Consider the following 20,228-nt stretch of genomic DNA (forward strand, 5'->3'; position numbering starts at 1 on the left):
CTTTAAATTACGCTATTCTTGGCAATGACATAGGGAACTCTAATGTCTCCAATCAGAGTTCGATCTGGTGAAAGCTGTACATCTTTATCTAAAACCACATTCTCCACAACTGCCCCTTTACGGATGACGCATTTTTGCATAATAATCGAGTTGCTTACCCGCGCACCCTCCTCCACCCGTACTCCACGGAAAAGAATACTGTTCTCGACCTTGCCCCCAATGGTGCAGCCATTGGCAACAAGTGAATGATCCACCTCGGCGCTGTGCGTATAACGGGTCGGGGCTTCATACTTGATTTTGGTATGCACCGGCTGATTCTGAAACAGTGCATGATACTGCTCCTGATCCAGCAGCTTCATGCTATTTTTATAGTAGCTCTCGATAGAATTAATGACCGCATGATAACCTTCATAACGATACGCATAAATGCGCAGTCCACTTGGGTTTTTCTGGATGGCATCGCGAAAGAAATGATTATCCTGATGGGCAATGCAATGCTTCACCTGATCCAGATACAAGCCTTTGTCCATCACGAACATTTCCAGATAAATATTATGATGATCCTGCTCCTGATGAATACCAGTCACTCGTCCGTTCTCATCAATCTCCAGTCGTGCACAAGGAGCATGCTCAGATTCGAGCTGGTCTATGGGTTTATATACGAGGGTAACATCTGCATTTTTCTCCCGATGATAACGGTATACATCCTCGATATCAACCTTATTGACATGCTGAGTTCCTGCGTGAACAATGGTTTGCCCCGATGAGCGATGGAAAAAGTCCAGATTGTTGTGCACATGCTGCAAATCCCCACGTGATGCATCCGTCGGATCATTCCAGTCCGGTGGCAAAATAAACAACCCGCCCCGTCTGCGGTCTAAATCCCAAGGCCGACCTTCACCCAGATGGTCCAACAGCGAACGGTATTTTCGGCGGATAAACAGTGCAATATCATGCACCCCTGCATGCATCATGTTGGATAAGGTAAAATCAATGAGCCGATATCGACTGGCAAAGGGTACTGCGGCCCCGCACCGGAAATAGGTCAACTCCTTCAACTGATCCAGTTCGTGATCCAGGTTGATAACTCCAATGAGTCGGCTCATAGCAGACACCGTCCTTATCCGGGTTAAATTCGTGCATGAAGCTGGCTTTCCTGATCGAACAAAATAATCTCATCAGAACTATCTTCAGGTCCGATAAACGCGTTGTCTTCAATAACGATGTTCTCATTCACGATAGCCCGGTGGATACGTACATTGCGCCCAATTTTTACGTTTGGCATGATGACAGAATCGGTAATGACGCTCCCTTCACCTACTTCGACCCCATAAAATAGTACAGAATGCCTTACTTCTCCATCCACCATGCAGCCTTCATTTACAATGCTGTTTTTGAGGATTGCCCGTTGGGTTATATACTGGGCCGGTTGATTAGGACTGCGGGTATAGATGCGCCAGAAAGGATCGTTCAGATCCAAAGGCGGATCCTGAACCAGAAGATCCATGTTGGACTCCCACAAGCTCTGAATGGTACCTACATCCTTCCAGTACCCGGCAAACGGGTACGCATACAACGACCGGCCATGCTGAAGCAGCAATGGAATGATATCCTTGCCAAAATCATGTGAGGATTCAGAATCGCTTGCACTTTCCAGTAAATAGCGACGTAACACCTCCCATTTGAACAAATAAATGCCCATGGAGGCCAATGTGCTTTTCGGCTGATCAGGCTTCTCCTCAAAGTCATATATTTTCAGATCATCATCGGCGTTCAATATCCCAAATCGTTTGGCTTCCTGAATCGTGACATTGATGACAGAAATGGTGCAGTCTGCTTCCTTCTCCTTGTGATAGTGGAGCATTCGACTGTAGTCCATTTTATAAATGTGATCCCCTGACAGAATGAGTACATGCTCTGGGTCATACTGATCCAAGAAATGCAGGTTTCGATAAATTGCATCCGCCGTGCCTCTGTACCAGTTGTTTCCATTTTCTTTCTCGTGCGGTGGTAAAACAAAAACTCCTCCATCCAGGCGATCCAAATCCCAGTCGCTCCCAACGCCGATATAGGAATGAAGCACCAACGGCTCGTATTGGGTCAATACGCCTACGGTGTCTATACCAGAATGAGTGCAATTGCTGAGAGGGAAATCAATAATGCGGTAAGTTCCTCCAAAAAATACTGCCGGTTTGGCTAGTGTACGGGTAAGTCCTTTGAGTCTTTTGCCTTGTCCGCCGGCGAGCAGCATGGCAACCACTTCCTTCTTTCTCATAACAAAGACCTCCCTGTCATGTGCGTCTGAAGCAATTGTGGCGGGATATTTAATAATATCCATTAAACATGAAAAGACAGTCGTAATCGTTTCATTGGCGAAGGAACGGGTAAGATTTGATGGAGAAGGGTAAAATCATAGTTATGCGGAACGAGTGCAAGGAATCACTAAATCGTAAAATCCCGTTCATCTTTTCACATTTTGGATGCTTTTAAAGCAAGCGTGTATGACAACATGATCATAAGGAGGCGTTATTCATGAAGAATAAAAAATGGGTGGTAGCCGCATTGGGAATGGGTGTTACGTATCTGATGAAAAATAAAGGGGCACGCGATAAGGTATTGAATAAGGTACAGACTATTGTCAATCGTGCGAAAACATCTGCAAAATCGTAAAATGTTAAAGCTAGAAAAAAGCGAGCCTCTCTGAAGCATGGTTCAGGGAGGCTTTGCCCTGACTTTTCTCTGCGTCTACGAACAAAATATTGTTCGAGGCTGTATCCGTAAACGGTCAGGCGTTCTCCTTATGTTCTTCTACTTCCATGATATGTTCAACGGTAAAGGTTCGATGCGTCCATTCGGAAGAACGGTAAGCCTCTAGGAGACCAAAGGTACGAATTTTCTCCTTGTCCACCTTCTTAAAGGTATGAGTAATCCCTACCTTGCCCCTGAAAGGAAAAAAGGAAAGACCTACAGTCTGATCCGATAGCCACTCGGCCCAAACTCGCCCGCTTTCATGTCGAACAGCCGGGAAGCTTAAACCTTCAGCAAACCATTCATAATCTGCTGTAGGCGTGCCCGGCTCTCGGCTGCACAAAAACAGACTCAATTCGTCACAAAACAACATTCTCCGTACATCCGTCCGCACTTGATGGTCGAAGGTTACGCCACATGCCAGCTCCTGTTTGAGCCTCTGACGACGCTGTGCCTCCGCTTCCTGATAAGCATGCGTAATCTGCTTGTCCTGAGCGTTTTGATGCTCGGTCCGTCCGACTAGCTCCTTGTACATCAAGCTACACAGCAACGCCGCATACGTATTACCTTGTTCGACTTCATCAATCCCAAGACGATAGAAAACAAAACGAGGATTGAGCGGAAAATCAATAAACGTATAAGGTGCAGACACATGATCATTCCAGAAAGGAGCAGCGTCTAACTGTATCCAGCCCCGATCATGCTCCCTTGCTGCATATACAAAATCCTGCTTATGACGTCTATTCTTGAAGGCACTCTCTTCCCATTGTGAAGCCAACTCACCTGAAATATGGGCATGGTCATGCTGCGTCGTCATGATATAAGCTTGGTCCGTTTCATAAATAACCATATGCTCTCCCCTTCCGTTCGGCGATTCGTGTGATTGTGTACAAACTCTCTGATTGAAGGCGATGGTTATGCTTACGTTTATTATATCAGGATAAGGTTAAAAAGGCAGTGAAGTTTTCCGCCTCTTTATATCTAATTACCCCTTTGATTCTGCACTCGAAACTGTTGCGGGGTCATCCCCTCCAGCTCACGAAACACTTTGTTAAAGTGCTTTGCATTGTCAAAGCCCACGTTAGCCGCAATTTCATAAATCTTGCCCCCTTGACACTCCAGCAGCTTTTTGGCTTCTGTAATGCGCAGCCTTTTTACATATTGAACAAAGCTAAGGCCTGTATAGGCTTTGAACGCCTGACTAAAATACGTATAATTCAAGGATACTGAATTGGATACTACTGCCATATTCAAATCCTCGCTGTAATGAGCATGGATGTATTGGATAGCACGTGTCATGCTACCGCTTCTATCGACGATGGCACTCGCGCCAGCTGGTCTATCTTTCTCTACGCTGACAACACCATCGTATATGAGGTGGTTCCTCTGCTTCAATTCCTCATTCAAAACTGCCAGCGCACCGAACAGTTCCTCCCTTACGATTGGCTTGAGCAAATACTCCCGTGCCCCACAGCGAATCGCTTCGCGCGCATACTGGAACTCGTCATATCCACTGAGAATGATTACCAAAGGTCTGCGACCCGGCTCCAGCTCGTGAATATGCTGCATTAGCATAATGCCATCCATAACAGGCATACGGATATCCGTTATCACCAACTCGGGCAAAAACTGCTTCACATGCTGCCAGGCTTCCATTCCGTCCTTGACCAGTACACATTCATAGAGACCGGAAAATTCCCGTTCGATCATAGCTTGAAGTCCCATTCGAATATTTTTCTCGTCATCCGCAATCAACAGCTTGGTCGTCATGGTCTGCCCCCCTCATCATGTAACGTTTAGGCAAAATCAGGGTCACTGTCGTCGATTGTCCGGGGATGCTGTCCAGTCTTATGCCATACTCTTCGCCATACTGCATACTCAAACGGCGATGCACATTATACAAACCGATTCCCCCATTCATCCCGGGCTCGTGGGAATCCATTTCCGTTCGCGCTAGACCAGCCATGATGGCGTTTCTTCTTTCTTCAGATATCCCCACTCCGTTATCCTGTATGCGCAATTCTATAATATCCTGCTTAGGGCAGGCTTCAATCGTGATGCTGAATGGGCTTTGCAATGCACTCCAACCGTGCTTGATAGCATTTTCGACTACAGGCTGCAGCAACATTTTCAGCATCTCCAGTTCCATAAACGCCGACGATAGATGAATTTCCAATCCAATTTGGTTATCGTGGCGAATGTTCATGATGGCCACATAATGCTGAATATGGCGGATTTCATCCCGCAAAGCAACACACGATCCCGACCATTGGAGATTATAACGCATCATCGAGCCAAGGGAAGTAAGGGCATCCGACAGCGGATACTGTCGTTCTATCTCCGCCATCATTTTTAAATTTTCCAATGTATTATAGAGAAAATGGGAATCAATCTGATGCTTGAGCGCTAGCAGCTCAGCCTCCTGAGCAGCGGCCTGCTTGTGTACTGCTTCGGCAATGAGTCCGTTTATCCGACTCAGTAGACTGCGAAAATATAGAGCCAGCTCAGCCACTTCTCCCCGCCCATATACTGGAATTCTAAGCTGAAAGTCACCCTCCTGCTCTACTTTTTTCATGGATTCACGCAGTGTATGTAGCTGCTTGAGAATGTAGGCATGCAGGGTATAAGAAATGACGGACATAAACACAATCAGCATACTAATAATGAGTAGCATGGCATTGCGTTTCTGACGGAGATCACCCAGCGGACCGTCCAGCGCCACCACATTTAGCAAATAGGCGTCCAACCCTTCTATATAACGGTACATGCCGAGATAAGGCTTATTCTCATAGGAAAAATCAAAAGCACCACCCGGTCCCTGAACCTGGGACTGAAACAGATGGTGCACATGGGACAGAGGGATCGAAATTGAATCTGATTGAGAGGAAGCTGTAGCTATATCGGTAGAAGACATTGGTTTATCAGCGTTCCTTGAGCTGGAATCGTCGCCGTCTAGAATGAACATTTGCCATGCGCGGTCACGTTGTGGGATTCCAAATACTCTAGGTGAAAATAGCTCCAGCCTCATGTTTGTTTCTACCAACCCTGCGTGTCTTCCTCCGGTAGACTGAATTTCACGCAGCAGTGCCATATACTGCACTGTCTCACTTTCCTGCCGGGATTGCCCCAGAAGTAAGCTTTTCGGCCCCTTGTACATTTCCCACCATATTTTCCCTTGTCGGAGTTGGGCCGTTTTCAGCCAGGAAGCTTTAGGCAGTCGTGATTCATTAAAAATCATTGGCCATATTTCATGTGCCTGAGGATTACTCGTATACAGTCGAATGTTCTCTACATTGGGATTACTGTACAGCAAGTGCTGTAAATTTGGAAACACATTCAAGTTGAATTGGACCAGCTCATCGCTGCTTATTTCACGTTCCTCGGTCAGATAACGAAGTACGTTGCGATCTGAGATCGCAAGCTGTGCGGTTCGCTCCATAATTTCCATATTGCTGTGAATATGGGCCAGCTCTGTATCCAACACATACTGATTTTGTACGGTAATGTCTTGCATGGTATTCTCGTACAGTTGGTGAAAGGTATATAGCGAGAACAATACCACCGGAATTAAAATGACTCCGATATACGCGACAATGAGCTTAACTTGAAGAGAGCAACCGCCAAGCCGATCGGCCGTCCCCTTCATCCACTGCCATATAGTGCTGCGCAGCAGGCTCTTCATCTGTGAACGTGCACGGCCTGGCATGAAATCACATCCTTAGGGGTTCAATAGATTAAGTCATCGAATTAAATCATTTGGTGAACTGTTCAATTTTCTTAAGGTTTTCCTCATAGGCTTTTTGCTGATAGGCCATAACTTTGTCATATCCTGCTTTTCTGCGATCTTCCAAAAAGCGAGCAAACAGCTGGTCGAATTCCTCATCTGAGGAAGCCAGCAGCAGCTTCGGCAATGTCTTGCCCCAAATTTTATCTATCTGGCCTGACGCAATGCCCTCCGCCGAAGTTCCGGTCGGTTTGATATTGTCATATTGGGAGAAGCCTTTCGTCTTGCCTTTCGTCCAATCCTCTGGCTGCTTATACGGCTCGACGCTGGGCGGCGCCCACTGCAAATTCATATTCGTATCCATCAGCATCCAGAAGGTGAAGGAGGCTCCATATTTTTTATCAAAAGCAGAACGATCCTTGTTCAGCAGTTCCTGCACCTCTGGCTTGAAGGCTGGCTTACCGTTAACCATGTCCCACAGCTTGCCCTGCTCCCCCAGATACAGATCGCGGTTTCCTTCCTCGCTAATCAGATAAGTCAGAAATTCAATAGCCCGCTCCTTGTCTTTGACATCCTTCGAAATAAGCGTCACCGTCCAGCCGGAAATACCCGGCCCAGCCAGCGTCGGCGGGTCCAGCTTACTGTTCGAAGGTCCATCCACCGCGATATAGACGGAGTTCGGGTCCTTCGCATATAACATTACCTGTTGTGTGGCAAAGTCAGAGCGCTGATATAACATGGCAAAATATCGGCCCTGTGCCACCTTTTCCTCCATTTGCGGACGTTTGTCGATAAATACGTCCTTGGCGATCAGGCCCTGCTCATTTGCTTGACGGAATGTTTTGAGCCAGCGAATATACTCTTCGTCCGAACGACGATCGTATAGCTTGCCGTCTTTTTCATGAGGAATGGCTAGGAAGTTAAGTAAATAGTCTTCAAAAGAATAATTTCCGTTATCCGTAAATTCGTGGAATCCCATCGGGATAAGAGGCTGACCGTTCACCTCTGGAAATTTCTCTTTCACTTTTTGAAGCGCTTTCAAAAATCCTTCCGGTGTTCTCATATCCGGCTTGCCGATCGCCTCGTACATATCCTTCCGAACCATAAACGTCTGGTTGGAAACAAAATTTTGGCCGTATTTTTGATAATCCTGTGGCGAAGAAGAAGCGTTAGGATACCCGTAAACATTCCCGTCCGTTTGGCGATACCAGGACATTTTCGCCGGATCAGCTATTTTAATCAGATACGGATCGTATTTCTCGGCCAGCTTGTTGAGCGGAAGCACCATCTTGCCCTCAATCATTTTTTTGACCGCGTCCTCTCCCCAACCAAGCGTGACAAAATCAGGCAGCTTGCCGGAGGCCAGCATGGTGTTGAGCTTTTCATTTTCATTCCCTGCGGGTACGATAAAATTGACGCTGACCCCGGTCTTTTGCGTAACATACTTCGAGGTCATATCCGTCCCCCACTTGTTCGGGAACCAGGAAAAGTTCAAATACCAGTCAAACGTAATCGGCTCCATATCCGCCTTCCATCCCGGTGCATCTGCCGTAGCCTTGGTCTTCTCGTCCTTCAATTCCGTGACAGTACCGCCTCCACCGGACGTACATGCCGCGAGCAAACCCACCAGCAGAACAGAGGCCAACAGCCCCTTCTGCCATTTGCGAATGTTCATTATAAATCTCCCCCTTGGATGATGTGCTAACCCTTGATCGAGCCGATCATCAGACCCTTGACGAAATATTTTTGCAGAAAAGGATATACCAGTACAATAGGCAGTGTCGTCACGACCATCGTCGCCAGCTTGATCGATTGCGAAGTGACGGACTGGGCAACAATTCCCGGTGCAGCAGCCATCATCTGATTAGAGCTGGATTGGGCAACAACCCGGTACAAATATGTTTGAATTGGCTGAAGATCCGTATTATTAATATAAATCATTCCGGTAAAATAATCGTTCCACTGGTATACCCCATGAAATAACGCAATCGTCGCTACTACCGGCATAGATACAGGAAGCACGATCCGGCAAAAGATACCAAAATCATTCGCACCGTCTATTTTCGCCGCCTCTTCCAGTGCATCCGGCAGTTCTCGGAAAAAAGCCATAAAAATAATAAGGTCAAAAAAACTGAACATCGCAGGAATGATGTACACCCAAAAGCTGTCCAGCAGTCCAAGATCACGTATCAGCAAATAGGTTGGAATCAATCCCCCACCGAAAAACAGGGTAATGGTGCCAATCAGCATATACAACTTGCGCCCGATCAGCTCCCTACGGGAATATGCATATGCAATCATGGCAGTAAAAAACACATGAACAATCGTGCCGATAAGTGTCTTGGCAATAGTCACCCCCATCGCAGCCATAATACCGTTGTTAGCAAATACGGCCTGATAGCTGCCCAGACTGAAGACTCTTGGCCACCAGTAAATGCCGCCCCGCATAGCGTCTGCTCCTTCGTTAAAGGAGTTCACCAGCACATACCACACGGGATACAACGTGACAAAACAAATGATCAGCATGAAGACGTTGTTCATGAAATCGAATATCGCTTCGCCTGCTGTTCTGCGTTGCAATAGCTGCATGCAGCCGTCCTCCTTCAAAATAGAGATGTATTATTCACCCGCTTGGTCACCGAATTGGCAATTAGCAGCAAAATGAGAGCAAGAACCGATTTCAGCAAACCCACCGCGGTAGAATACGAGAAACGGCCCTGCTGAATGCCCATCTGATACACATAAATATCAACTACATTACTTGCACTTTCATTCAGCGAGTTACGCAGGACGAGAATTTGATCGAAGTTGGAGTTCAATATGCCGCTAACCGCCAAAATAAACAAAATAGATATTGTCCCCTTGATAGCGGGAAGTGTGACGTACCACATTTTCTGAAACCGTCCGGCCCCGTCAATGGTGGCCGCTTCGTACATGTCTGTAGATACCCCCGCCATTGCTGCCAAATAGATAATAGCTGACCATCCAAGCTCCTTCCAGATATCCGAGCTAACGACGATAGCCCAAAAATAGCTCGGCTCTGCCAAATAACTGATCGGCTGGTCAATCCAACCCCAGGCTAGCAACAGTTGATTAATCATCCCAGTATCTGCCAGCCACGTCGTTAAGATCCCGCCAAGAATGACCCAAGATAAAAAGTGAGGAAGGTATGAAATGGTCTGAATAGATTTTTTGAACCGAGTAGATCGTATTTCATTCAGGAATAGAGCAAATACAATAGGCAACGGGAACCCGATGGCCAGCTTGAGTAGGCTAATGCCCAGTGTATTTTTGACAATGTACCAAAAGTTATCATCCTCCAAAAAGGCCCGAAAATGCTCTAACCCCGCCCAAGGTGCGCTTGATAGGGTACCAATGATGTCAAAATGTTTGAAAGCAATCAAAATGCCGTACATCGGAATGTAATGGAAAATAATCATCCAGACCACCCCAAGCAGCGCCATAGTCTGCAAATGTCTTTGTTGAACCCATTTGCGCGCTAGTGATGCCCCTCTACCCGATCGAACCGGTGGCTGTGGCTGCGGATTCTTCCATCCTGTTCTCATACGAAGACCTCCCTTCTTTGTAATGTAAGCACTTACATTTATTATTTTAGAGGCTTCTGCTTCGAATGAGTAGTACTGGATTTTTCGATTTTGGTATCTAAAGTTCAGGTGGGGATCTGACTATACGCGAAAATCTTCTTCCATCCTTTGGATTTTTACATCTATTAATTTACGAAAAAGACTATCAGATGGTACGATAAGACTATATGTGATTCCAATCATTACCTATATACCTAGATCAGGAGGATTAAGAATGGAAGAATTGGTTCGTTCGATTCAGAAACAGGTTCGAATTAAAAAGGTTGCCTGTTGGGCGGGGCTCATCATGTTTGGTCTGTGTACTTTAGTTGGCGTTGCAGCTCAGGAATGGCTTATGACGCTCTTGGCGCTCGCGATGACAATTTTATCCGTCTATGGATTAACCATAATGCGTGGTATGACAAAGTTTACCAAAGAGTATCAACCGGGAAAGGGCTACGGTTATTATCGCCGTACGGTACAACAAAAGCTGCGCTATCTAACTTGGGGACAGTGGTTAGTAGGCGGCCTTATTGTCCTGATGTTCTTTATATTTAATGTCCGACTTAGCGCTTTTCTCATAGCTATCTTGGGCATCCTGACTATTCAGTTCAGTATCAAAAAACGAATTAAAAATCATCAGGAACCCGATGTCACTGAGCTGGAGGAGTTTGTACGGATGGGGATTGTTTCTCCGCATGAGCAGACTATTGGGGTATATAAAGATTTTCTACACCTGAGTCATACATTTCGGGGTAACCAAATTGTTATCGTTACAGACAAACGCCTGATTTCTGTATTTGTAGAGGAACAGGGGCGTGCGGTGAAAACGGAAATGCTACTCTCGGGTATAAACAAAATACGCGCAATCGGTACGGGTTTCCAGGGTCAAGGTATATTGCTGTCTGTAAGCAACCGTGACCATAACGAGCTTCACATTCATATGGTCGGGAAAAGCATTTTCTTTTCTCCAGAGCAATTCATAGGTTCCTTGCTACGGGCACTGGATGCAGCGTTAAAAAGCAGACCATACAGTACGGAAGAACCATTCCCCGTTTACCAACAGACAAGAATTTCATTGCATCCATCAGAACAAGGTTTGCTGCATAAACCTACAACAGCTTAAATATTTTTGGGACATGTGCCACGTTATATATACGTTATGATCGGTCTTCATAATACGCCAAATAGCAAGTAAGCCCTGATCTTAATGAGCTTACTTGCTATTGGGTGTACTTCTACTTTACTTCTGCCTTCTTAATGATTGGCTCCATGATAGAACACCGTGATGAGGTCATGACTTGTAACAAACACTAGCAAACTAAACAGACTGAGCGACAGAGGGCGTGAAATCAATTTTTTCATCCTTTAACACTCCTTTTAAAATAGTTATATATTGGTCTTGCTGTGTTGCTGTAGCTTGGGATCTGAAAATTTCAAATATAGCAGTACATTTCCTAAACTCATGCTCATGTTCCATACCCAGGGTATCGGACAGCATGAGAGATTGCAGGATATAGCCCAACGCAACCGTAAACTGTTGTTGCTTGATATAATAAAGAGCCAGTTGATAGCAGAAGCGAAAATAATAAGATACATTCACAGGCTCTTCAAAATATGTAAAACCTTCAATTTGTTCGGCAAATGATTCTAGCACAGCCTCTAAAGGATAGTCGTATCTCGACGCTCCCTCAACGATGGAAAGAAGCCCCGGTAACAGTTCTTCCGGATTATTACGAAGAAATTCGATGTATTCCTGCAACACTTCGGCATGACCTGACAAAATATCAAGGGCATACAAATTAGCTCTAGCAGCATAGCGGTAATATTCTACCTCTGCCTCCCCATATTGATCGAGACCATTAAACCAGCCCAATTCTGCATATTTTTCGATGCAATCGCGAGCGGCCTCATACTTGCCCTGTTTTTGGAAGGCCATGCCTTTCATGAGATGACTGTAGCCGTAGTAGTAGACTAGCGGCCGTTTGGTATGTATGGGTTGTATAGGTTTCTTGCGCGCTTTGTAGAGCTGCAATTCCTGATACTTTTGGTTGACATGGCTATACAGCCGGTCGCATAAAGCAATCATATTGGCACCATCCGCAAATGAAAAAGACAGCTTAATCATGTTAACAAGTGTGTCTAGATCTGTGATGTCGGAGTGAACAAGATCATCCACCGTTCCCGCCTCCTTGTCCGACTTTTTATATTCACCAAACAAAAGTAAAATCTAAATCCTATCTAAAAATAACTTAATTACGTATTTATTACGTAATTAAGTTATATCATAAATACAAACATGTGACAAGTACATTATGATAATATATTCCAATTTTTCTAACATGCCTATTTAGAAGCATACAAACTCAAAAAGGGAAGCGGAATAATTCCGCCTCCCTTACACTACAACCTTTTATAACGTAACACCGTTTTTAAAAATAGCGAGCTCTCTGAAATTGTTTTTCTCATTGTTCACCCAGGTTCCGCTGGCTACATCGACGATGTAATCGACAAAGTTGCGGAGCGCATCTTCCATACTGACATCCTCCACCAATGAACCGGCGTTATAGTCGATCCAATGAGGTTTAGCCTTATACAACGGCGAGTTGGTTGAGACCTTCATCGTCGGAACAAAGGAGCCAAACGGCGTACCGCGTCCGGTTGTGAAAATGACGAGCTGGCAGCCCGCTGCGGCGAGAGCTGAAGATGCCACTAGATCGTTCCCCGGCGCGCTGAGCAGGTTGAGTCCCTTGGTCTTGAGACGCTCCCCGTACTGAATAACATCAGTGACCGTAGAAGACCCGGATTTTTGCGTACAGCCCAGTGATTTATCCTCCAGCGTCGTGATGCCCCCTGCTTTATTGCCCGGTGACGGATTTTCGTATACTGGCTGCTTGTAATCCAGAAAATATTGTTTGAAATCGTTAATCAGATGTACGATCTTATTAAATACTTGCTCATCGGCAGCGCGCTCCATTAAAATCGTCTCCGCGCCGAACATTTCAGGTACTTCTGTTAATACCGTTGTTCCACCTTGCGCGGCCATATAATCCGACAATCGTCCGAGTAGTGGGTTGGCAGTAATACCCGATAAGCCATCAGATCCACCGCATTTCAATCCGATGTTCAGCTCTGACAAAGGTACAGGTTCCCGCCGATCTTCTTGCACGGCCGCAAAAATTTCATGAAGCAGCCTTACCCCTTCCTCTACTTCATCCGACACATCCTGGGAAAGCAAAAACTTTACCCGCTCCGAATCATATTCCCCGATGGCTTCCTTAAATTCTTTCATCTCATTGTTCTCACAGCCCAAACCCAGTACAAGTACACCACCTGCGTTCGCATGTTTCACAGCATCGATCAAAATCGTGCGCGTATGTGCATGATCGTCACCCAACTGAGAACAACCATAGTTATGCTTGAGCACCAGTGCATTTTCAAAAGGTGAAATATCTCCCGCTTCCTGCTTGAAACGGTTTAGAATAAGTTCAGCGATCCCGTTCACACAGCCGACCGTCGGCACAATCCACAACTCATTGCGAATCCCCACACGGCCGTCCTTTCGCCGAAAACCTTGAAACGTACGACTCTCCTGTTCATATAAATGAGGAGCTGGCTTAGGCTTATAAGTGTACTCCTCCACGCCTGTCAGGTTCGTCTTCGTATTATGCGTATGCACATGCTGTCCTGCCTGAATGGGCTGAATGGCATGACCGATGGGATATCCGTATTTCAGAACATGCCCACCTTCAGCTATATCCTGCAAGGCGATTTTATGCCCACGTGCTACATCCTCGGCTAGCTCCACTCGTTGTTCTTCTTGTGCTCCCCACGCCAGTGTCTCTCCCTGCTTGTAATCACGCAAGGCGACAGCCACGTTATCTTGATCATGAATTTGAATGAACTCCAGCATTCCGGTCTCCTCCTTGCTTATGCTCTGGGCACGCTGTTCCCGGTTAGAGAATCGAGCGTCTCCTTCATTCCTCTGCTTGTAATTTCATACACGTGCTGTGCCGTTTGTTCAGCCAGTCCTTCGATCTGGTTCAGGTCTTGCCCCCACCATGTCTGCCGGCCAAGTACCAGCGCAGTCAATTGCTTCGCCCCGGCGAGAGTACCGTCATATTTACTCCACAGTTCACCAAACGTACTCAACACTTCAGCTTCGTCTGCCAACGCAATCGACTCGCCATTTCTGTCACCCCGGTAAAATACGAGCAAGGACGCCAGCGAAAATACAATTTTGGCAGGCAACGCCTTACGCTGTGTCACATACTGGAGCAAGGATGGCAAGTTCCGTGTCTTGAACTTGGACACCGAATTTAGTGCGATACTCATAACATAATGACTTACATAGGGATTACGGAATCGTTCAATAACATCGTCGGCATATACATTCAATTCCGCTTCTGGCGAGTCCAGCGTCGGAATAATTTCTTCTCGAATCAGCGACTGGATAAAGTTTCCCATAATATCATGCTCGACCGCCTGCCCCACCGTGTCCAGGCCATATAAATAAGCTACAGGGGTAAGCGCCGTATGTGCTCCATTCAAAATGCGTACTTTCCGTGTACGGTATGGCGCCATATCGTCGACAATCAGTACATTCAATCCGGCCAAATGAGCAGGTAATTCTTCTTTAAGCCACTGTGGCCCTTCAATAACCCATAAATGATACTGTTCGCCCACAACAACCAAATCGTCCTTGTAACCCAATTCTGCTTGAATCTCATGAATCCGGTCTTTGGGATAACCAGGTACAATCCGATCGACCAAACTGTTGCAGAACGTATTCGATTCCTCCAACCATGCAATAAACTCAGCCCCAAGCTTCCATTGGTCCGCATATTTCAGTACGATTTCCTTGAGAGCGTCTCCATTACGGTCGATGAGCTCGCACGGAATGATCACCAGTCCCTTGCTCTGATCGCCCCCGAAGAATTGAAAGCGCTTGTACAGAAAGGCGGCTAGCTTGCCTGGAAAGCTCTTTTGCGGACGATCTTCCAATTGATCCTCTGGTGCATAAGCGATCCCCGCTTCCGTCGTGTTCGACACGACAAAACGCAGCTCCGGCTTTTGGGATAATGCTTCATACTCGGAAAAATCAGAGCCGTATGGATTAATCCCACGAGTGACGCACTCCACAACGGTATGCTCCTTCATGGCCTTCCCATCCTTAATCCCTTCAAGAATAACCGTATACAGGCCATCCTGCTCGTTAAGCTTCTCCACGAGGCCTCCTGGCTGCGGTTGTACAATCACAACTCCCGTATTCCATTCTGCCAGCTTATTCATTTTGTCAAATTGCCAGTCTACAAAAGCACGCAGGAAGTTCCCTTCCCCGAATTGCAGCACCCTCACAGGATGCGGGTCTGTTACGATAAAGCTTTTTCTGTTTAATTGGTCTAATTCATCTACTTGTTTCATCCGGAGTAACCTCCCACAATTACCATAATGATTTCATCGTTATTTTATCACAATGCACACGTTAACAAAATAGTTTTATCAATATTTTTAGTTTAAAAAAATAATAATGACAATAATATGAACACGTTAACATATACGTTTATATAAAAATTTGCAAGTATATCGTCCTTTTTCTGTTGTTTCGCACCTGATCCAAGACGGTTAAGGCTAACTATCACCCTATCCCGAGACCTTGTTCTTATATACATTTCAGGAGAATAGACGCAAGAAAGCACGGGCAGGATAACACTACTTACTAGGCAGGAGGAACATCTATGAAGACAATCGCAGATACTATTGTACAAGTTTTGGTCAATGCAGGGGTCAAGCGGATTTATGGCATTGTTGGAGACTCTCTAAATAATATGGTTGATTCCATTCGTAGCAATGGTCAAATCGAATGGATTCATGTAAGGCACGAAGAAGTGGCTGCCTTTGCAGCCGGAGCGGATGCTGACCTTAGTGGTAGCATTGCTGTATGTGCTGGAAGTAGTGGTCCCGGAAATTTGCATCTGATTAATGGTTTATATGATTGCCACCGCAATCGGGTGCCTGTACTGGCTATTGCCGCTCATATTCCAAGCGACGAAATCGGAAGTGAATATTTTCAAGCTACGCATCCTGAGCATCTTTTCGGAGAATGCAGTCACTTCTGTGAGGTTATTACGACACCGCGTCAAATTCCCAGAACGGTGACCATGGCCATTCAACAGGCAATTTCACGTTCAGGTGTCTCCGTCATTGTTCTTCCCGGTGATGTAGCAGCTTTGGAGGCGGAAAAGGTACCTGTCCCTGAACATGTCTATCATCCCACTGCACCTGTAGTGCATCCGTCAGCTTCCGAAATTTCCAGACTGGCCGAATATTTGAATAAAGGCAAACGAATTACGTTACTATGCGGCGCCGGCTGTGCACAATCTCATGAATTGCTCATGCAGCTATGCGACAAGTTAAAATCCCCTATGGTATCTGCTCTGCGAGGCAAGGAATATCTGGAGTATGACAACCCTTACTATGCTGGATTGACGGGACTGATCGGGTATTCTTCCGGGTACCATGCGATGATGGATTGTGACGTCCTGCTTATGCTCGGAACAGACTTCCCTTACAGACAATTTTACCCTGAAGATGCGATTGTCCTACAGGTAGACATAGAGCCAGCCCATCTCGGCAGACGTACTCCGTTGACGTATGGTTTATGCGGGGATGTAAAAGCCACATTGGAAATGCTGCTACCGCATTTAACGTCAGAGCATGATTCCAAGCATCTAGAGAAAACCGTCTCCCACTATACCAAGGTACGCCAGGAGTTGGATGACCTTGCCGTCGGTAAACCAGGTCATACGCCGATCCATCCCCAATATCTCGCCAAGGTCATCAGTGACGCCGCGCAGGAAAATGCTATTTTCACCTGTGATGTCGGTACTCCCACTGTATGGGCTGCGCGTTATTTGCAGATGAACGGTCAGCGTCGGCTTCTCGGCTCGTTCAACCATGGCACGATGGCAAATGCGCTGCCGCAGGCAATCGGAGCGCAGGCTACTGAGCCTGACCGACAAGTGATTGCCCTCTCAGGCGATGGCGGGCTCACGATGCTGATGGGCGATCTGCTCACTCTGAAGCAGCATCAGCTGCCTATTAAAGTCATTGTTTTCAATAATGGCGCTCTCGGTTTTGTCGAGCTGGAAATGAAAGCAGCCGGATTCCTGGAAAACGGCACTGAACTGGTGAATCCTGATTTTGGTGCTGTAGCGCAAGCCATGGGGCTCAAGGGCATCCGGGTTGAAGATCCAGCAATGCTGGAGGATGCCATTCAGCAAGCATTGGCTCATGATGGCCCTGTTGTGGTAGACGTGGTGGTGAACCGTCAGGAACTATCTATGCCACCCAAAATTAATCTTAAACAAGCAGAAGGATTTACACTGTGGATGATGAAAGCGATGTTGAACGGACGCGGTGACGAGATTGTAGAACTGGCTAAAACCAATCTCTTTCGTTAAATCCAGACGAAGCAGAGCGCATTTCAACCTAAAAGGGGCAGAAACCATACATTTAGCATGGTTTCTGCCCCTTTGGCCTGCTGTTAATAAAACGAAACTCAGCGTGGTCTGCTTGCCGTTGATTTCCGTTTCATAAGCGCAGTCTCCATAAATATAAGCTCACCCTCATTGGACGGTGACTGAATTCGTTCCAGAATGCAGGCGGCTCCGCGCTCACTTATCTGCTCAATCGGTCTTTTGACCGTTGTTAACGGTGGAGTCGTATACATTGAGAACCCGATATCGTCAAAACCAATGACTGAGATATCCTCTGGTACCTTCAAGCCGTTTTCGAATACCGCATTCATGGCCCCAATAGCCATATCATCGTTAGAGCAAAATACCGCTGTCGGCGGCTCCTGCAAGGAAAGCAGTTGCTTCATTGCCTGGCTTCCGCTTTCAGTATCATAATGACCTTGCACGATATATTCATGTCGAATCGGCTTACCACTATCAATCAACGCATTCATAAAACCCTCACGGCGTTGCTGGGTAGACTTGAAGCCTTCTACCCCTTCGATGATCGCAATGCGTTCATGCCCGCTTTCAACGAGAAAGGAGACCGCTTCATAGGACCCTTCCTTATCATTAGAAATCACATTTACAATCCCCGCACCGGACACCTGCCGATTCAGTACAACAAGCGGAATACCTTGACCGAGCACATGATAAATAAAAGGGTTGTCCGCCTCGCTCTGGCTCATCAGAATGATACCATCAAAACGCTTGCGGTGAATGGCCGAAAAATCGGCGTAATCGTCAATTCCTCGCACAAACAAATTGTAATCCACCCCGATGACATGATTAACTCCGCGGATGGTATCCGCAAAAAAACTGGAGCTGGTGCCTTCTGAAATACTGGTGAAAAACAGGCCAATCGTATGCGAGCGCTGGAGAACCAGGCTTTTGGCATTAAAATTTGGAATGTAATTGAGTTGCTCTGCCAACTCCATAATTTTGCGTTTCGTATCTTCTTTAATCAGCGGGCTGTTATTGAGCGCCCGGGAGACGGTTGTATGGGAAACATTAGCCAATTTGGCAATGTCTTTAATGGTAGCTGCCATATACGTATCCTTTCCTTAGTGAGGCTCTAAAAAAATTATATACCCACCATACCACAGGAGCCGCCCGGAAAAGAAGACTTTCACAAATTATACGTGGTTGTCCGCATGTCGACGCTGTAACTCTTGAACCATTTCTGCATGTCTACTGTCCGTCAGCTTGTACATTTTACCGATGACCAGCATGGCCAAAGCCAGGGCAACAGCCGGATAGAGACAAAGTAATGCCTTGATCCCAAGCAGCGTTCCAGAGGACTGAACCACATTCGGAACATACCCGATGAGCGCTAGTCCAATACCCGATAGAAAGCCAGACAAGGATTGAGCCAACTTACGTGAAAAGTTAAATAACGAGTAAGTAATCCCTTCCTTACGCTCCCCGGATGACCATTCGCCATAATCAATGATATCGGACACGAATGCCCAAGTAACCCCGTTAGGAATACTAATACCAATGAATGAAATACTGGCCAGGATTGTGAAAATATATACATTTGAAGGCATGAAAAAGTTAATAGAGTCGGCAATGACACTAACCAGCATCCCCAGTATAGCTGTTTTTCGTTTACCGAAGCGCCGTACCAGCTTGGGCAGGAACAACACACCCAGTAGCGACGAACCGATAATAATAAAATTCATATAAGCCATTAATTCTACATGCCCCAAGTTATATTCGGCAAAATAGATCAGCAGTGCGGACTTAATATTGTACGCGGATATGGTGAAAATCGTCATCAAAACGAGTACCAGCAAAGGCTTGTTATTCGTAAAGGTATGCACGATAACGCCTATAGATAGCTTCTCTTTTGGCCCGGACTGGCTAATAATACGTTCTTTCGTTCCTCGGTAACATATGATGAAAGCGATCACACCAATGAGTGACATAATCCCCATCACAACCGGATAGCCAACATGATGGTTAGGAAACAGTAAAATAAGCGGCATGACAACGACACTGGTGACGAATAATGCGCCCAGAGATCCTGCCTGACGGAAAGATGACAATGAAGCACGCTGATGAGTATCCTGCGTAATGGCGGCACCCAGCGAGCCGTATGGAATGTTTACAATAGAGTAGCCGATCCCCCAGATCATATAGGACGCATAGGCGTAAATGAGTTTTCCTGTGGGGGAAATATTCGGCGAAATAAAGGTTAGAACCGTAAGAATTGCAAGGATAACGCTTCCAACGATAAGAAAAGGCCTAAATTTTCCACGTGCACCGATATGTTTGCGATAATCAACAAAGGACCCGACAATGGGATCACAGATGGCGGCAAACAGCTTGCTGACCAAGAAAATGCCTGCGGCGGCTCCTGCAGAAACCCCTGCTACATCTGTAAAAAATTTCAGCAAATACAACTGCCCCAAATCAAACATGAATCCGTTTCCAAAGTCACCCATACCATACGAAATCTTTTCTTTCAGGCTAATATGCTCGCCTGTCTTGTTGTCAGTTTGGACGCTCTCCTGCACGATAGGCACTCCCATACCTACACACTCCTCTATGTTTGTAATTATTTTCACATATCTAGTTCAGGATTTTGCAAAATTCGATTCCAGTCGCTCCGAAGTGCAAGATACAGACGAACTAAACCATTTCGATCTA

The 20,228-nt window shown here is 46.1% G+C and carries 16 protein-coding genes; 3 read left to right on the forward strand and 13 right to left on the reverse strand.

Annotated features, from left to right (window positions below; genetic code table 11):
• Positions 1 to 2 precede the first annotated feature (2 nt).
• Both glgD and MKX59_RS16670 read right to left on the reverse strand, forming a co-directional pair.
• Positions 3 to 1,106: a glucose-1-phosphate adenylyltransferase subunit GlgD gene (glgD, locus tag MKX59_RS16665; RefSeq protein ID WP_023988336.1), complete on the reverse strand. Its 1,104-nt coding sequence runs from the start codon at positions 1,104 to 1,106 to the stop codon at positions 3 to 5.
• Positions 1,107 to 1,129: 23 nt separating this feature from the next.
• The gene (locus MKX59_RS16670) at positions 1,130 to 2,275 is read right to left on the reverse strand and encodes a glucose-1-phosphate adenylyltransferase (RefSeq protein WP_023988335.1); all 1,146 of its coding nucleotides are present in this window, start codon (positions 2,273 to 2,275) and stop codon (positions 1,130 to 1,132) included.
• A gap of 257 nt (positions 2,276 to 2,532) precedes the next feature.
• Here MKX59_RS16670 and MKX59_RS16675 point away from each other — a divergent pair, with 257 nt between their 5' ends.
• Entirely contained in the window at positions 2,533 to 2,670 is a 138-nt protein-coding gene (locus tag MKX59_RS16675) for a hypothetical protein (protein WP_023988334.1), read from the forward strand.
• Between the two features lie 115 nt (positions 2,671 to 2,785).
• On the opposite strand, the gene MKX59_RS16680 is transcribed toward MKX59_RS16675, so the two are convergent.
• The 6 genes from MKX59_RS16680 to MKX59_RS16705 form a co-directional block, all read right to left on the reverse strand.
• Positions 2,786 to 3,598 (reverse strand): DUF3891 family protein, encoded by an 813-nt coding sequence (locus MKX59_RS16680; protein ID WP_023988333.1) that lies wholly within the window; start codon positions 3,596 to 3,598, stop codon positions 2,786 to 2,788.
• Positions 3,599 to 3,729: 131 nt separating this feature from the next.
• The gene (locus MKX59_RS16685; protein ID WP_023988332.1) at positions 3,730 to 4,518 is read right to left on the reverse strand and encodes a response regulator transcription factor; all 789 of its coding nucleotides are present in this window, start codon (positions 4,516 to 4,518) and stop codon (positions 3,730 to 3,732) included.
• Entirely contained in the window at positions 4,490 to 6,454 is a 1,965-nt protein-coding gene (locus tag MKX59_RS16690) for a sensor histidine kinase (protein ID WP_023988331.1), read from the reverse strand. The genes MKX59_RS16685 and MKX59_RS16690 overlap by 29 nt, the downstream gene beginning before the upstream one ends.
• Positions 6,455 to 6,500: 46 nt before the next feature.
• Positions 6,501 to 8,147 (reverse strand): extracellular solute-binding protein, encoded by a 1,647-nt coding sequence (locus MKX59_RS16695; RefSeq protein ID WP_028542391.1) that lies wholly within the window; start codon positions 8,145 to 8,147, stop codon positions 6,501 to 6,503.
• A 26-nt stretch (positions 8,148 to 8,173) separates the two neighbouring features.
• Positions 8,174 to 9,061, reverse strand: coding sequence for a carbohydrate ABC transporter permease (locus tag MKX59_RS16700; RefSeq protein ID WP_023988329.1), 888 nt, complete (start codon positions 9,059 to 9,061; stop codon positions 8,174 to 8,176).
• A gap of 14 nt (positions 9,062 to 9,075) precedes the next feature.
• Complete coding sequence (locus MKX59_RS16705) at positions 9,076 to 10,038, reverse strand: ABC transporter permease (protein WP_023988328.1); 963 nt, start codon at positions 10,036 to 10,038, stop codon at positions 9,076 to 9,078.
• A gap of 253 nt (positions 10,039 to 10,291) precedes the next feature.
• Here MKX59_RS16705 and MKX59_RS16710 point away from each other — a divergent pair, with 253 nt between their 5' ends.
• Positions 10,292 to 11,182: a hypothetical protein gene (locus MKX59_RS16710; protein ID WP_023988327.1), complete on the forward strand. Its 891-nt coding sequence runs from the start codon at positions 10,292 to 10,294 to the stop codon at positions 11,180 to 11,182.
• A 195-nt stretch (positions 11,183 to 11,377) separates the two neighbouring features.
• Here MKX59_RS16710 and MKX59_RS16715 read toward each other — a convergent pair whose 3' ends face one another.
• From MKX59_RS16715 to MKX59_RS16725, 3 genes are all read right to left on the reverse strand, one after another.
• Positions 11,378 to 12,235: a hypothetical protein gene (locus tag MKX59_RS16715; RefSeq protein WP_023988326.1), complete on the reverse strand. Its 858-nt coding sequence runs from the start codon at positions 12,233 to 12,235 to the stop codon at positions 11,378 to 11,380.
• Between the two features lie 234 nt (positions 12,236 to 12,469).
• Positions 12,470 to 13,969, reverse strand: coding sequence for a UxaA family hydrolase (locus MKX59_RS16720; RefSeq protein ID WP_013310046.1), 1,500 nt, complete (start codon positions 13,967 to 13,969; stop codon positions 12,470 to 12,472).
• A gap of 17 nt (positions 13,970 to 13,986) precedes the next feature.
• Positions 13,987 to 15,480, reverse strand: a complete 1,494-nt coding sequence (locus tag MKX59_RS16725) for a tagaturonate reductase (protein ID WP_023988325.1) — start codon at positions 15,478 to 15,480, stop codon at positions 13,987 to 13,989.
• Positions 15,481 to 15,794: 314 nt separating this feature from the next.
• Here MKX59_RS16725 and poxB point away from each other — a divergent pair, with 314 nt between their 5' ends.
• A complete protein-coding gene (gene poxB, locus MKX59_RS16730; RefSeq protein ID WP_053325300.1) occupies positions 15,795 to 17,519 on the forward strand; it encodes a ubiquinone-dependent pyruvate dehydrogenase in 1,725 nt (574 codons plus the stop codon).
• Between the two features lie 98 nt (positions 17,520 to 17,617).
• Here poxB and MKX59_RS16735 read toward each other — a convergent pair whose 3' ends face one another.
• Both MKX59_RS16735 and MKX59_RS16740 read right to left on the reverse strand, forming a co-directional pair.
• Positions 17,618 to 18,622: a LacI family DNA-binding transcriptional regulator gene (locus MKX59_RS16735; protein WP_028542397.1), complete on the reverse strand. Its 1,005-nt coding sequence runs from the start codon at positions 18,620 to 18,622 to the stop codon at positions 17,618 to 17,620.
• An 87-nt stretch (positions 18,623 to 18,709) separates the two neighbouring features.
• Positions 18,710 to 20,110, reverse strand: coding sequence for an MFS transporter (locus tag MKX59_RS16740; protein ID WP_071558824.1), 1,401 nt, complete (start codon positions 20,108 to 20,110; stop codon positions 18,710 to 18,712).
• Positions 20,111 to 20,228: the final 118 nt, after the last annotated feature.

This window comes from Paenibacillus sp. FSL R7-0340 (assembly GCF_038002205.1).
Classification (GTDB): Bacteria; Bacillota; Bacilli; order Paenibacillales; family Paenibacillaceae; genus Paenibacillus; species Paenibacillus polymyxa_B.

Bases quoted from the DNA above. Each gene is read 5' to 3' on its own strand.
- glgD (WP_023988336.1), bottom strand. From the start codon at position 1,106: ATGAGCCGACTCATTGGAGTTATCAACCTGGATCACGAACTGGATCAG.
- MKX59_RS16670 (WP_023988335.1), bottom strand. From the start codon at position 2,275: ATGAGAAAGAAGGAAGTGGTTGCCATGCTGCTCGCCGGCGGACAAGGC.
- MKX59_RS16675 (WP_023988334.1), top strand. From the start codon at position 2,533: ATGAAGAATAAAAAATGGGTGGTAGCCGCATTGGGAATGGGTGTTACG.
- MKX59_RS16680 (WP_023988333.1), bottom strand. From the start codon at position 3,598: ATGGTTATTTATGAAACGGACCAAGCTTATATCATGACGACGCAGCAT.
- MKX59_RS16685 (WP_023988332.1), bottom strand. From the start codon at position 4,518: ATGACGACCAAGCTGTTGATTGCGGATGACGAGAAAAATATTCGAATG.
- MKX59_RS16690 (WP_023988331.1), bottom strand. From the start codon at position 6,454: ATGCCAGGCCGTGCACGTTCACAGATGAAGAGCCTGCTGCGCAGCACT.
- MKX59_RS16695 (WP_028542391.1), bottom strand. From the start codon at position 8,147: ATGAACATTCGCAAATGGCAGAAGGGGCTGTTGGCCTCTGTTCTGCTG.
- MKX59_RS16700 (WP_023988329.1), bottom strand. From the start codon at position 9,061: ATGCAGCTATTGCAACGCAGAACAGCAGGCGAAGCGATATTCGATTTC.
- MKX59_RS16705 (WP_023988328.1), bottom strand. From the start codon at position 10,038: ATGAGAACAGGATGGAAGAATCCGCAGCCACAGCCACCGGTTCGATCG.
- MKX59_RS16710 (WP_023988327.1), top strand. From the start codon at position 10,292: ATGGAAGAATTGGTTCGTTCGATTCAGAAACAGGTTCGAATTAAAAAG.
- MKX59_RS16720 (WP_013310046.1), bottom strand. From the start codon at position 13,969: ATGCTGGAGTTCATTCAAATTCATGATCAAGATAACGTGGCTGTCGCC.
- MKX59_RS16725 (WP_023988325.1), bottom strand. From the start codon at position 15,480: ATGAAACAAGTAGATGAATTAGACCAATTAAACAGAAAAAGCTTTATC.
- poxB (WP_053325300.1), top strand. From the start codon at position 15,795: ATGAAGACAATCGCAGATACTATTGTACAAGTTTTGGTCAATGCAGGG.
- MKX59_RS16735 (WP_028542397.1), bottom strand. From the start codon at position 18,622: ATGGCAGCTACCATTAAAGACATTGCCAAATTGGCTAATGTTTCCCAT.
- MKX59_RS16740 (WP_071558824.1), bottom strand. From the start codon at position 20,110: ATGGGAGTGCCTATCGTGCAGGAGAGCGTCCAAACTGACAACAAGACA.